13 protein-coding genes are annotated in these 13,483 nt (G+C 61.5%); 5 read left to right on the top strand and 8 right to left on the bottom strand.

The genetic code is table 11. The annotated features are described in order from the left end of the window. Positions 1-2: 2 nt before the first annotated feature. Complete coding sequence (locus AWC25_RS20470; RefSeq protein WP_372513469.1) at positions 3-2,924, top strand: MMPL/RND family transporter; 2,922 nt, start codon at positions 3-5, stop codon at positions 2,922-2,924. A 79-nt stretch (positions 2,925-3,003) separates the two neighbouring features. Here AWC25_RS20470 and AWC25_RS20475 read toward each other — a convergent pair whose 3' ends face one another. Beyond that, positions 3,004-3,822, bottom strand: coding sequence for an FkbM family methyltransferase (locus AWC25_RS20475; RefSeq protein WP_158089766.1), 819 nt, complete (start codon positions 3,820-3,822; stop codon positions 3,004-3,006). A 284-nt stretch (positions 3,823-4,106) separates the two neighbouring features. Here AWC25_RS20475 and AWC25_RS20480 point away from each other — a divergent pair, with 284 nt between their 5' ends. The 3 genes from AWC25_RS20480 to AWC25_RS20490 are packed head-to-tail and all read left to right on the top strand — an operon-like array spanning position 4,107 to position 6,582. Continuing rightward, positions 4,107-5,054 carry an ATP-binding cassette domain-containing protein gene (locus AWC25_RS20480; protein ID WP_069399535.1) on the top strand — a complete coding sequence of 316 codons (948 nt, stop codon included), beginning with the start codon at positions 4,107-4,109 and terminating at the stop codon, positions 5,052-5,054. Beyond that, entirely contained in the window at positions 5,051-5,794 is a 744-nt protein-coding gene (locus AWC25_RS20485) for an ABC transporter permease (RefSeq protein ID WP_069399536.1), read from the top strand. The genes AWC25_RS20480 and AWC25_RS20485 overlap by 4 nt, the downstream gene beginning before the upstream one ends. A gap of 14 nt (positions 5,795-5,808) precedes the next feature. After that, on the top strand, positions 5,809-6,582 hold the full coding sequence (locus AWC25_RS20490; protein WP_085167367.1) for an ABC transporter permease: 774 nt from the start codon (positions 5,809-5,811) through the stop codon (positions 6,580-6,582). Between the two features lie 8 nt (positions 6,583-6,590). Here AWC25_RS20490 and AWC25_RS20495 read toward each other — a convergent pair whose 3' ends face one another. Both AWC25_RS20495 and gmd read right to left on the bottom strand, forming a co-directional pair. Beyond that, on the bottom strand, positions 6,591-7,553 hold the full coding sequence (locus AWC25_RS20495) for a GDP-L-fucose synthase family protein (RefSeq protein ID WP_085167438.1): 963 nt from the start codon (positions 7,551-7,553) through the stop codon (positions 6,591-6,593). A gap of 8 nt (positions 7,554-7,561) precedes the next feature. After that, positions 7,562-8,584, bottom strand: coding sequence for a GDP-mannose 4,6-dehydratase (gene gmd, locus AWC25_RS20500; RefSeq protein ID WP_085167369.1), 1,023 nt, complete (start codon positions 8,582-8,584; stop codon positions 7,562-7,564). A gap of 185 nt (positions 8,585-8,769) precedes the next feature. Between gmd and AWC25_RS20505 the strand changes: the two genes are divergently transcribed. Beyond that, a complete protein-coding gene (locus tag AWC25_RS20505; RefSeq protein WP_085167371.1) occupies positions 8,770-9,531 on the top strand; it encodes an FkbM family methyltransferase in 762 nt (253 codons plus the stop codon). Here AWC25_RS20505 and AWC25_RS20510 read toward each other — a convergent pair. The 5 genes from AWC25_RS20510 to AWC25_RS20530 are packed head-to-tail and all read right to left on the bottom strand — an operon-like array spanning position 9,526 to position 13,472. After that, positions 9,526-10,296 (bottom strand): FkbM family methyltransferase, encoded by a 771-nt coding sequence (locus tag AWC25_RS20510; protein WP_085167373.1) that lies wholly within the window; start codon positions 10,294-10,296, stop codon positions 9,526-9,528. The two genes, AWC25_RS20505 and AWC25_RS20510, sit on opposite strands and share 6 nt — an antisense overlap. Positions 10,297-10,345: 49 nt before the next feature. Further along, on the bottom strand, positions 10,346-11,128 hold the full coding sequence (locus AWC25_RS20515) for a 6-hydroxymethylpterin diphosphokinase MptE-like protein (RefSeq protein WP_244899568.1): 783 nt from the start codon (positions 11,126-11,128) through the stop codon (positions 10,346-10,348). Positions 11,129-11,149: 21 nt separating this feature from the next. Next, positions 11,150-11,872, bottom strand: a complete 723-nt coding sequence (locus AWC25_RS20520; RefSeq protein WP_085167375.1) for an SDR family NAD(P)-dependent oxidoreductase — start codon at positions 11,870-11,872, stop codon at positions 11,150-11,152. Continuing rightward, positions 11,869-12,801, bottom strand: coding sequence for a phosphoglycerate dehydrogenase (locus AWC25_RS20525; RefSeq protein ID WP_085167377.1), 933 nt, complete (start codon positions 12,799-12,801; stop codon positions 11,869-11,871). Before AWC25_RS20525 ends, AWC25_RS20520 begins: the two co-directional genes overlap by 4 nt. Further along, entirely contained in the window at positions 12,798-13,472 is a 675-nt protein-coding gene (locus tag AWC25_RS20530; RefSeq protein ID WP_085167379.1) for an acylneuraminate cytidylyltransferase family protein, read from the bottom strand. The genes AWC25_RS20525 and AWC25_RS20530 overlap by 4 nt, the downstream gene beginning before the upstream one ends. Between the last annotated feature and the right edge of the window lie 11 nt (positions 13,473-13,483).

The raw sequence follows: 13,483 nt of genomic DNA on the forward strand, positions 1-13,483 counted from the left end.
CGATCCGCATCGAACAGTCCGAGCGGTCCGCGGAGAAGCCGCCGGTCGCCAAGGCACTTCGCAGGCTGTCGGCGCTCACCATCCTGGGCTGGGTGGCCCTGACGTTGCTGGTGACCTTCGCGGTTCCCTCACTGGAGCGAGTCGGCCGCGAGCACTCCGTGCCGTTGGCTCCCCAGGACGCGCCGGCGGTCCAGGCAATGCTGCGGATGGGCAAGGTCTTCAAAGAGTCCGACTCGGACAGCTTTGTCATGCTCGTCCTCGAGGGCCAGCACGAGCTCGGCGACAATGCGCACCGGTACTACGACAAGCTGGTTCGCGAGTTGCGAGCCGATACCAAACACGTTGAGCACGTACAGGATTTGTGGGGCGACCGGCTCACCGCCGCGGGCGCGCAGAGCGCCGATGGTAAGGCCGTCTATGTCCAGTTGAACCTGGCCGGAAACCAGGGCACCACGTTGGGCCAGGATTCGCTTGCGTCGGTCCGGGGCATTCTTGCTAAGAACCCGCCACCGCCCGGCATCAATGCCTATGTGACCGGCCCGTCAGCGTTGTTCTCGGACATGCAGCAGGCGGGCGATAGATCCATCCTGAAGATGACCGCGGTGGGCGCGGTGATCATTTTCGTGGTGCTGCTCTTCGTGTACCGGTCGATCATCACCGTGATCCTGCTGCTGATCACCGTCGGTATCGAGGTACTCGCCGCTCGCGGAATTGTCGCGTTTCTCGGTGATCACAGTCTGGTTCAGCTGTCGACCTTCGCCGTGAACCTGCTGGTGGCCCTGGCAATGGCGGCCGGCACCGACTACGGCATCTTCTTCTTCGGCCGATATCAAGAGGCACGGCAAGCGGGTGAGGACCGAGAAACCGCGTTCTACACCACTTTTCAAAGCGTTGTTCCCGTTGTCCTGGGTTCCGGTTTGACGATCGCCGGCGCCATGCTGTGCCTGAGCTTCACCCGCATGCCGATTTTCCAGACGATGGGTGCGCCGTGTGCGCTAGGCATGGTCGTGTCCGTGGTGATCGCGCTGACGTTGGTGCCGGCGGTCATCACCATCGCGAGCGGTGTCGGGTTACTTGACCCCACCCGGGCCATCCGCTTCGGTCGGTGGCGCCGGATCGGCACGGCAATAGTGCGCTGGCCCGCGCCCATTCTGATCGCGACGATCGCCGTCGCCCTGGTCGGTCTGGTGACATTGCCGGGCTACCAGACGAGTTACAACAACCGGCTCTACATGCCCGACGACATTCCCGCCAATGTCGGCTACGCCGCCGCCGACCGGCACTTCTCGCAAGCCCGCATGTTGCCGGAAATCGTGATGATCGAGTCCGATCACGATATGCGCAATCCTGCCGACTTCATCGTCCTGCACCGACTAGCCAGGGGAATTTTCAAGATTCCGGGGATCGCGCGCGTTCAGGGCATCACGCGCCCCGAAGGCACGCCGATCCAACACACGTCGATTCCTTTCATGCTGAGCATGCAAAACGCAGCCCAGACGCAAAATGTGAAGTACTTGAACGCCCGCATGGATGACATGCTGCACCAGGTCGCACTAATGGATGTTCAGCTCGCCTCGATGAGGCGTTTGTACGAACTGCAGAAAGAACTCACCGCTCTCACGCACGATTCGATTGTCAAGACCGGCGAAATGACGCAGATCCTCTACGAGCTGCGGAATCGTTTCGCCGATTTCGAGGACTTCTTCAGGCCAATCAAAAGCTACTTTTACTGGGAAAAGCATTGTTTCGACATTCCCATTTGCTGGGCGCTGCGAAATATTTTTGACACGCTCGACGGGGTGGACGAGCTGAGCGACAAGCTCGGGGATCTACTGGTGGACCTCCACAAGATGGATGTGTTGCTGCCGAAGCTGCTCGAGCAGTATCCGCAGATGATCGCGACCATGGAGTTCTTCAAAAAGACGACGCTGACGATGCACAGCACGATGTCCGGAATTCTCGGACAGGTGAACGTCGACAGCAAGGACGCCACCGCGCTCGGCCAGGCGTACGACGACTCCAAGAATGACGACTCGTTCTACCTGCCCCCGGATATTTTCAAGAACCCGGATTTTCAGAAGGCCATGACGCAATTCCTGTCACCGGACGGGAAGGCGGCGCGTTTCATCATCTCCCACAAGGGGGACCCGGCATCGCCGGAGAGCGTGGACCGCGTCGACAAGGTGCGAACGGCGGCCGAGGAAGCGCTCAAGACGACTCCCCTGGAAGACGCCAAGATCTATGTCGCCGGAACCGCGTCAACGTTTAAGGACTTCAAGGACGGGTCCAAGTTCGACCTGTTGATCGCCGGAATCGGAGCTCTGTGCCTGATTTTCACGATCATGCTCATCATCACGCGCAGTTTTGTTGCGGCGCTGGTGATCGTCGGCACGGTGGCCCTCTCCCTCGGCTCCTCGTTCGGGCTGTCAGTGCTGATTTGGCAGTACATCCTGGGCATCAAGCTGTACTGGATGGTTTTGCCGATGTCGGTGATCGTCCTTCTTGCGGTCGGATCGGACTACAACTTGTTGCTGGTTTCCCGCATGAAAGAGGAAATCGCCGCCGGCATCAACACCGGCATCATTCGCGCCATGGGCGGCACCGGCAAGGTCGTGACCAACGCTGGACTGGTGTTTGCCTTCACCATGTCGTCCATGGCATCCAGCGACTTGCGCATCATCGGTCAGGTCGGTACGACGATCGGCCTCGGCCTGTTGTTCGACACCCTGGTCGTGCGCTCGTTCATGACGCCGTCAATCGCGGCGCTGCTGGGGCGGTGGTTCTGGTGGCCACAGATCGTCCGACCGCGGCCGTCCAGTCAAATGTTGCGGGCCGAAGGCCCGCGCCCGTTAGTCCGCGCCCTGATAGGTCGGGAGTTCCAAGATGACGCCGCCACGGCCGAGATCCCGAGGCAGTCGGTCTAGGCCGCAAAACCAGCATTCGTAGGCCGACGTCTTCGCTTTCAATTGGTAGAACTCCGATCGCTACGGCTGCGGTTGTGTTTCAAAACCACGGTTGCCCAGCAGATTCGGGGCCAAGTGGGAACTGAAGGACCTTGGGGAGTTCGGTAGTTAGCGGCTCACGTGTGAATAGCAGATCGGCACCCGTATAGACCTCATTAATGACGGCTACAAACTTGTAGCCATAGTGCTCGGCCGCTGGCAGAATGCGTTGCACACCCTCAAGATCCAGCCAGGTCACTTCAAGAAAGAGATACTGCACGCTCGCCAGTGAGTCCCGGGCACCGCGTAGGACTGCGCCTTCCAGTCCCTGCACATCGATCTTTAGGACGTCGATAGGTTGTATGGAGTGCTCAGCCGAAAAGGAATCAACCGAAACGCAGCCGATCGTCTCTTTCTCGATCTTGGTGGAGTCGAGAAATGCTGTTACTGCAGAGATTTGCAAGCTGTTCGTCTGTTGCGAGTAAGGATTCACATATAGCGTCACCTCCCCATTCCGATCGGCGACAGCCAGTTGGTGAACGGTAATATTGGGGGACGTGCAGTTCAACGCCAAGATAGGTTGCAGTTTTTGGGCAGGTTCGAACGCGTGTATGGTAGCGTTGGGAAATTTTCGGGCACAGAGCGCAGCGAAAATGCCGCAGTTAGCTCCGACGTCGAATATTGTCCTCGCGTCATGAATCAAGCCCACCATGCGCACAAGCTTGGACGTCGAATGGCGTGCGTGATACAGCGCGGTTGGCTCTGAGTTCAGGTAATAGCTCTCTCCATCAACTTTGACACGCAAGGGCTTTCCACGCCGATCGAGCGAACGAAGCCTCAGCACGTCGACCAAGGCATTCGCTCGATCGAATAATTGCATTGTCCCTCCCGCGGATTTCGGACTATCTGACATTGGGATCGTAGGACGACCGTACGGCGGAACCGCCATGCGCGCGCAATGTTGGTCGATCCTCCACTGTTCGCGGATCGCCGTGGGCCTCACTAGTCGGTTGATATTGGCGTGGGCCCTGACACGGCACGGTGCGGCCAATTTGGTTGCGACATGCATCTTTACCGGGCCACGCGCGGGCCTGAGAGCACACGAGGAACCATGTCGACCTAATCCTGCCAACTGTAAGCGTCCACCATGAAATACTTCAACCTGTGAGCCCGCTTGCGATAGAGGTCGATGACCTGACCAAAACGTTCGGGGAAACGACGCACGCCCTGCGCGGCGTGAGCTTTTCGGTTCCAGCCGGGACGGTCTGCGGCGTGCTGGGCCACAATGGCGCTGGCAAGACGACCACCATCAACATCCTGTCCACCCTGATCCGTCCGACCTCCGGCCATGCCCTGGTCAACGGCTACGACATCGTGCGCCAAGCATCCGAGGTGCGTTCGAGCATCGGGATCGCCGGGCAATTCAGTGCGATGGACCCCTTGCTGAACGGGCGCGAGAATCTGGTGCTGTTCGGCCGATTGCGCGGACTGAGCCGTCGTGCAGCCAAGGCCCGTGCGGATGAACTGATAGAGCAATTCGATCTCGTCGACGCGGCCGACAGGCGGGCGTCCACCTATTCGGGAGGAATGCGGCGCCGTGTCGACCTCGCCATCGCCTTGGTGGTGTTACCCGATGTACTGTTCCTCGACGAGCCGACCACCGGGCTCGACCCGCGCAGCCGCCGTACGTTGTGGTCGCTGGTGGGTTCGATGACGCGGCAAGGCATTACGGTGCTGTTGACCACCCAGTATTTGGAAGAGGCCGATCTACTGAGCGACTCGATCGTCGTCATAGACCAGGGGCGGGTCATTGCCAGCGGCACCGCGGAGGAGCTCAAGCGCAGGGCCGGCTCCGGCTACTGCCAGGTCACCCCAGCAAATCCCGCCGACCTCAATGCGGTCGCGACCGCACTGACCGGGCTGCAAGGTATCGATGTCGACATCGACACGAACTCGGTCTCGGTGCTGGCCCCGGACGGAGTGGCAACCCTCAGCGAGGTATTTCGCCGTGTCGATGCGCTCGGCATCGAACTCACCGACATCTCACTACGCAAACCTTCACTCGACGAGGCTTTTTTGCACCTCACGGAACGAGCCGTCACACCATCATGAGTGCCCTCGCTGCCTTGACCGAACGTTCGATGACCGGCTCGGTACGCGATGGCGGACTTATCTTCGAGGTGCTCTCCCCCGTCGCATATTTGGCGGGTTTCAGCGTGGCTCTGCACGGTCTGGTCGATACGGGTCAGATCAGCTATTCGCAGTATTTGGTGCCGGCCGTGGTGGTCCAATCGGTTGTCTTCGTCGCGCTGGTCACCGCGGACCGGGCGGCACGCGACCGCCTGACAGCGGTGGGTGAGCGGATCGCGGCATTGCCGATCCCAGCGGCATATCCCGTGACCGCGCGCATCGCGGCCACCCTGATGCGGGCCACGCTTGCCCTCGCGGTGGCCCTGATCGCCGGCTACGCGTTCGGATTCCGGATGACCGGCGGTCTTGGCTATGCGCTGGCTTTCGTGCTCATCGCGTTATTCCTATGCCTGGCTGTCGCTTTGGGAGCCGACGCCTTGGGATCGGCTTCGACGAGTTTGGAAGCGGTCACTCCCCTGCTGTTTGTGCCGCAAGTACTGCTCTTCATGTTGTCCACCGGCATTGCGCCCGAAAAGACCTTTCCCGAATGGCTGCGTCCCTATGTGCGCAATCAGCCGGTGTCCCAAGTGGCTGAGACGCTGCGCGGCATGGCCAGTGGACAGGTGAACGCCACCAACTTGGCGACCAGTCTCGCGTGGTGTCTCGGAATGATGGTGGTCTTCGGGGCTATCACCCTGAAGATGCAGAGGCGGGCCAGGTGACGACACAACCCGGGATGCAAGGCTCGCTGCTCACCCAGAGCTGGGTACAGGCGGGGGTCCTGCTCACCCGATGGCGCCGCGACCAAGGTGTGCTGATGGGATCGCTGCTGCTCCCGGTTTTCCTGCTCGTCGTTTACCAAGTGGTGTTGGGTGAACGGGTTCGTGCGGTCACCGGCGTGGACAGCGTGTACGGCCTGGTTCCGCTGTGCACGGTGCTGTCGGCAGTGTTCGGTGCGCTTGGCGGCGCCGTGGGCATTCAGATGGAACGTGATTGGCGGCTGCTCAGCCGAATGTGGGTGCTGCCGGTGCACCGGTCGAGCGCGTTGATCGGCCGCCTTTCCGCCGAAGCGGTGCGCGCGTTGGTGTCGACGGTGCTGATCACGGTGATCGGAGTGGCCATGGGGTTGCGCTTCGTGCACGGTTGGCCCTCCGCATTGTTTTACATTTTGATTCCGTCGATCGCGGTGACCGGATACACGGCGATGGTCATGGCTCTGGCCATTCGCACGAATGGCCGCACCGTGATGACGTGGTTGGTGGCGGTGACCGTCTCACTTGCTTTCCTGAATCCCGGCACCACCCCAATCGGGCTCTTTCCGCCGTGGCTTCAGCCTGTGGTCCGCGCGCAACCGATGTCGCCGCCCATCGAGGCGATGTGGGCGCTGGCCCACGGCGGATCACTCGTGCGGCCATTGGCGACAACGTTCGCCTGGACGGTCGTCCTGCTCGTGGTCTTCATTCCGATCGCGGTGCGTGGCTATCGGCGCGCCGCGGAATCCAGCGCCTAGCCCCGGACTTACTGGCGGGCGACATCCACGTTTGCGCGATACCAGGCGATCGTGGACTGGATGCCTTCGCGCAGTGTGATTTTGGGCCGCCAACCCGATTCCCGTAACACGGAGACGTCCAGCAGTTTGCGCGGTGTGCCATCAGGTTTTGTTGGGTCCCAGCGTGTTTCACCGGTGTAGCCGACAGCGTCAGCAACCATGTCTGCGATCTGGCTGATGGTGTGGTCGATGCCGGTTCCCACGTTGACATGGGTAGGCCCGTCGAAGCGTTCCAGGAGGTGCAGGCAGGCACTCGCCAGATCGTCGACGTGGAGTAATTCGCGCTGCGGCGTGCCGGTCCCCCAGTTCGTCACCGTGGGGGCACCACTGGCCTTGGCCTCCTCGTAGCGCCGGATGAGCGCCGGTAACAGGTGTGAGCCGGAAGGCGAAAAGTTGTCCTCTGGCCCATAGAGGTTGGTGGGCATTGCTGAAATCCATGCCAAGCCGTGCTGACGCCGAACCGCCTGCACCTGAAGGATTCCGGCGATCTTGGCGATCGCGTAGGCGTCGTTGGTCTGTTCCAGTGGACCGGTGAGCAGTGCGTTCTCCGGAATGGGTTGCGGGGCGAACTTCGGGTAGATGCACGACGATCCGAGGAACAGCAGCCGCGGTACTCGGGCGGCCACCGCGGCGTCGAGGAGGTTGACCTGAATCTGCAAGTTCTCCGACAGGAAGTCGGCGGGATAGGTGTTGTTGGCCATGATGCCGCCGACGCGCGCCGCCGCGTCGATGATCACCTGCGGCCTCGTCTCCAGGATGAAGTCGAACGTCGCGGCTCGGTCCGTCAGGTCGAGCTGATCATGCGACCGCACAACAAGATTCGTGAAGCCCTCCGCCTCGAACGTGCGGACCAACGCGGATCCGACCAGCCCGCGGTGCCCGGCGATGTACACGGGTAGCGCGCGGTCCAGGGTGCCGATTGACGTCTCCATGCCGGTGCTCAGCTCCAGCCGGGAAGGGTCGGCTTGTCGATCCATGGTCGGCCGTCGCAGTCGAGTGCGGCGATGTCGGCGTCCACCATGATCCGGGCGAGTTCGCCCGTGTGCACCGATGCCTTCCATCCCAGCGACTGGGCGGCCTTGGTCGAGTCGCCGATCAGCGAGTCCACTTCGGTGGGCCGCAGATAGCGATCGTCGAACTTCACGTGCTTCTGCCAGTCGAGCCCGGCGTGCTCGAATGCGGTCTGGGCAAAGTCGCGCACCGAATAACTGCGCCCGGTCGACAGCACGAAGTCCCCGGGTTCGTCGGCCTGCAGCATCCGCCACATCCCTTCGACGAACTCCGGCGCATATCCCCAGTCACGCACGGCATCGAGATTGCCTAGATACACCTCGGATTGCACGCCGGCCTTGATCCGGGCTACCGCGCGCGTAATCTTTCGAGTCACGAATGTCTCACCGCGCCTTGGCGATTCGTGGTTGAACAAAATGCCGTTGACTGCGAATAATCCATACGCTTCGCGGTAATTGCGGGTGACCCAATAGGAATAGACCTTTGCCGCACCGTACGGTGACCGCGGGTAAAAGGGTGTCTGCTCGTTCTGCGGCGGCGGGGATGCGCCGAACATCTCCGACGACGACGCCTGGTAGAAGCGGCAGTCGACGCGGGACAGGCGGACCGCCTCCAGCAGGCGGATCGATCCCATCCCCGTGGTGTCGCCGGTGTGTACCGGTTCGTCGAAGCTGACCCGCACGTGCGACTGTGCCGCCAGGTTGTACACCTCGTCGGGGTCAATCGTGCTCAGCAAGGTCACCAACCGGGTCCCATCGGTCAGATCCCCGTAGTGCAAGAACAATCGTGCGTCCGGTTGGTGGGGGTCGACGTAGAGGTGGTCGATCCGGGACGTGTTGAAGGTGGAGGCTCGGCGGATGAGCCCGTGGACCTCGTACCCCTTGGCGAGCAGCAACTCGGCTAGGTACGAGCCATCCTGCCCGGTGATCCCGGTGATCAGCGCTCTCTTCACTGGACTCCTGCCTCTGTTGGTCCACGCTAGTCACAGCTAGCATTCGATCGTCGCTGCGCCTTCATAGTAGATGTCGGGCTGCGCGTGCACCGCGAACCAGGCGGCGCCGAGACTACCTCCCACGTCCACCAAAACGGTAGAGTGCGAGCCGTGCGATTTCCCGGAAGGCGACGGCTAAAGTGAAAATGATTCAGCAAACTGCGGCAAGCATTAGGACCCGCGTCAACGAGTATTTTTACAAACGCCGACTTCCCTTCGTCGCGACCGTGACGGAATTCGATGCCGCTGGCGTGCGGTTCGAGATTAGCAATCTCGTGGAAACCTTCCGCGTGCTCGAGCATGGCGGCGAGACGGAATACACCGCCGCGATGCTCGCCGACCTGTGCCCCGACGACGTATTGTTCGACATCGGCGCCAACATCGGCATGGTCGCACTCCATGCCGCGAAGATCTGCCGCACCGTTGCTTTCGAGCCCGACCCCGCCATCCAACGTCGACTCACGGTCAATAGCAACCTCAATCCTGATCGGAGTTTCGCGGTCGAACCGATCGCCGTCAGCGACGCAGACGGCAGCGTTTTGCTATATACCGACGGCGACGACGGCAACAGTCCAAGCTTGGTTCATCAGCGTGGTGAAAGTGGCAGCGTCCCCGTCACCGCTCGGTCGTTGGATAGTCTCATGGCCGAGGGCCGACTACCGCGCCCGACTGTGATCAAGCTTGATGTTGAGGGCGCCGAGATCCTCGTCTTGCGAGGGGCTAAGCGGTTGTTAACTGGACCGAACCGACCTCGGGCTCTGTTCATCGAAGTCCACGACACGTTCCTTCCGGGGTTCGGTTCGTCGGCCGAAGAGGTAAATACGCTGCTCAAAAAATTTGGGTACAGCAACGCCACCTACCGATCCGAGCGCTGGGACCAGACACATCTGATCTTGCACGCCTCATGACTCGGCCCAGCGGCGAATGCGCATCCGCCTGACGGCGGATTGCCCTGCCCGTTCAATGGATTCGAGCAAAGACGGGTCGACTGCGATGAGGTTGCCCCACGTATCACCGCCAAGCTCGGTCGGGTATCGCGCGAAACGTCGCCACGTATGCCGAACGCCGTACTGGGTGATCGGTTCCCACTCCGAGACCACGATGGAGTAGCCCTGCTGCTGCAAGAATCGTGCGATGTCGTGCACGTCGTAGCCCAATCGGGTTGTCTTGTTGTCCTCGAACTCACACACCACGGCCTTGGGATGCAGCGTGTCCCAGGGGAATGTGCGCAGCACGAACAGGTCGAACCCTTCGGTGTCGGTCTTCAGGAAATCGACTTGCTCGATGCCGTGCTCCCGGATGTAGGTGTCGAGCCGCACGGTTCGCACCGTGGTGGTCGGCGTATGAGTCGAGTGAAACGGCGACAGGGTGCTGATGCCCGTCGAAACGTCACTGGTAAACAGCTGGACCTCGTCACCGTCCCGCTCGGATATCGCGCGCGGATCGATGGTCAGGTTCGGAAAGCGCTTGGACAGGATCGCACGATTGGCCGGGTCGGGTTCAAACGCGTAGACCGTCCACTTGCGTACCAAAAATGGTGCGGCCGAATACCCTTGGTGCGCTCCCACGTCGAGCATGGTCCCCGGCGTCCTGCCGATGGCATAAAACACCATCCCGACCTCGTCGAGATCCCACGGTGGCAACACTCGCCGCGCCAATGCCTTCAAAACCATCTGTTCACCTGTCTGCGAATCCCCTGTGGTTGACGTCCCACCCGACCCGTCATGTATTGAGGGCCTCTTCGAGGGAAAGCTTGGGAAACACCGTCAACGCGCCGTCGACGGTCGCGTCGACTATGCGCCGGCCGTCCTCCTCGAATGCCTTGCGGGCCAACCGGTATGCGATCTCAGAGTTCTCCAAATCGGGCAATTGCCATTTGAACCCCTTGGGGAAATACTGCGGGTCGAAATGGCTGGCGTCCGGTCCGGTCGACTCGACCAGTTGGTTGGGGGTGCCGCTTACGGCGAAGCGGTGATCGACGCCGATCAGTATGACCTCAGAGAAGCCCATGTAGTAGGCGAGCTGCATCGCCACGTAGGTGACCGTATAGCCTTCCCACACTCCGCGGGCGGCATCACGCGAGAAGTACGGCCACAACCCGACGATCGTGTTGAGAAACGCAGTATTGGTTGCGCCGTCGAGGAATTCGCGGTTCAACGCGGTGGTGAACAGGGGTGCCTTGATCTTGCGAAAGTCATCGGCACATTGTTCAACCACATGCCGATTGATGACGACATGGAAGCTCGTCTCGAATCCGAGTTCGTCGAACATCAAGTAGATGCGGTTGAGGCCAAACGTGTACTCGTCCCGCAACAGCCCCATGTTCGTGTTCTTCAGGCTGGGACCGTTGCCGATGATGACGCACCGGTCACCGCGATGAATCCCGCTGAACTGGCGTATAAATGCGTGGTTTGCCCGGCCTGCAGAGGTCAATGTGTCGTTCAACCAGTATTGCGTGCTCGCGATGGAGCGGGTCAGGATGCGGGCGGAGTGCTCACGAAACATGTTCACTGAGTGCCGATCTCCTCACTCGGATCCCAGACGGGCGGTGGCCCCGCCGTCGACCACCAACACCGTTCCGGTGATGAAACGCGCGTCGTCGCCGATCAAGAACGACACCGCTCCGGCGACGTCGCCGGGCTCCCCGATGCGCTGAAGCGCCGTGCGCTGGCGCAACAGTTCTTTGCGTTCCTCGGCGGTCTCCCCCCAACGCGCGAACCCCTCGCGTAGCTTCGCCGTGTCGATTGCTCCAGGCGCGATGGCATTGACGCGGATACTCGGCGCCAAATCCATGGCCGCAGAACGCACCCACCCCTCCAGCGCGGCCTTTGTTGTGGCATACGCCGTGATGCCACCGGTGGTGGCCCGACCATGCACGCTGCTGATGACGACCACCGAACCATCGTTCGCGGCCAGGCTTTCGCGCGTGCCCGAAACCAAGGCATCGACAGCAAGCACATTGACCCGCAACGCATTCGCCCACTCATCGAACGGCGTGTCCCCCGCCCCCGCAATCGGCTGCACCGCGCCGTTGTGGACGACCGCTTTGAGCTCGTAATCGCTGCCCAGCCGCCGGCCCAGCTGTACCAGCTGCTCGGACTCCCCCAGGTCGACCTGCAAATGCAGATCGGCCGCCGGCGCGACATTCCTGTCGATACCGATCGCAAGGTACCCGTCTTTGCGCACGCGTTCGCACAGGGCGGTACCGATCCCCCCGGCGGCGCCGGTGACGATGATCGCGGCGCTCACCGGATCAGCTCCTCTATCAGGAAGTCGACCGCCGTGGCGCTTGCGCGCACCACACCCTCGCGCGTGTTGGATCCGTTGTGCGCACCAAGCACAACATTGGGCAGCGTCCGAAGCTCACTGTCGAGCGGCAACGGCTCGACCTCGAACACGTCGAGCGCCGCCCCCGCGAGCCGGCCGTTCTTCAGCGCCTCGATAAGATCTTTCTCCACGACGACGGGACCGCGGGCCACATTGACCAGAAAAGCGTCCGGACGCACTAATGCGAGACGCTCGGCGTTGACCAGGCGTAATGTCTGCTGCGTCAACGGACACGCCAAAACAATGAAACGGCTTGTTGCCAAAAGCTTCTCGAGCTGGACGATCGGCACGTCGGACTGGGCGGCATCGATGAGCGGGTCGTGGGCAACGACATCCATGTCGAAACCCTTTGCCCGCTTGGCGATTTCACGACCAATCGCACCGTAGCCCACGATTCCGAGCTGCGCGCCGGCAAGCGTGACACCCTCGAACTTCGGCCATTCACCACGGCGTACGGCAGCGTCCACCGCGATGTAGCCGCGAACCAGGTTCAGGATGTAGCCGAACGCCGCATCAGCGACCTCCTGACCAAATACCCCCGGGGTGTTGCGTACCGTAACTCCACGCTCACGGGCGGCCTCATGATCAACGGAGTCCATGCCGATCCCCCAGCGGATCACCGTCTTCAGGTTGGGGGTTCCGTCGAAGAACGTGCGGTCGAGTTCGTCATCGCCGGCGATGATGCCGACCAAACGGTCACCGTACTCGAGCAGCTCGGCAGCGCTGAATTGTTGGCGCCCACCCAGATCGGGCGCCAGCACGTCATAGCCGAGCTCCTCGATCCGGTCGCGGTGCCGCGGCAGCTCGATCTGCATCTGCCGGCACGTCACGAGGATCAGCGGGGCGCTCATGTGCGAATTCCATTGGTTTCGGCGAGGGCGGCCGCCAACAGGAAATCGTCTTCGTTGTCGATGTCCACGGCCTCCAGCGGAGCCATCTCCACCGTGCGAGGATGCGCACCGATGCGAGTTCCTCGTTCACGCAACAACTCCGGGGTGAAGATGAAGAAACAAGAATTCTCGATGAACAGCGGCGGCAGATCCTGCGTCCGCAGTAAAACCGACGGATCGTGATTGACGGGCCGCATTTCGCCGTCCCAGAGGCGAGCCTGCAGACGCGTCACACTGAACACCGAGTCGTATTCGGGATGCGAGGATTGAAATAGTTTCAGCGCCGCCGACACCGTGCTGGACTTGAGAAACGGATTGGTCGAGTGGGTCTGCAGCACCACGTCGGCAGCGACCTGCTCAAGCGTGTTCAGGAGCACGTCGTTCATGGCGATGTTGCCGTCGCGCAGCTGCTCCGGGCGCAGCAGCACCTGCACCTGCGGGAAGTGTTCGGCGCAGTCCTTGATGATGAAATCACTGTCGGTGTCGACGACGATCAGGTCGATCTCGGGCACCGCAACCAACGTCCGGACGACGTGGTGGTACAACGGAATTCCCGCCAGCGGGCGGTAGTTCTTCCCGGGGACGCGCTCACTGTTGTGGCGCATCGGAACGATCGCGACGGTGCGGCTCATTGCTCCCTAAC

This window comes from Mycobacterium sherrisii (assembly GCF_002102355.1).
Classification (GTDB): domain Bacteria; phylum Actinomycetota; class Actinomycetes; order Mycobacteriales; family Mycobacteriaceae; genus Mycobacterium; species Mycobacterium sherrisii.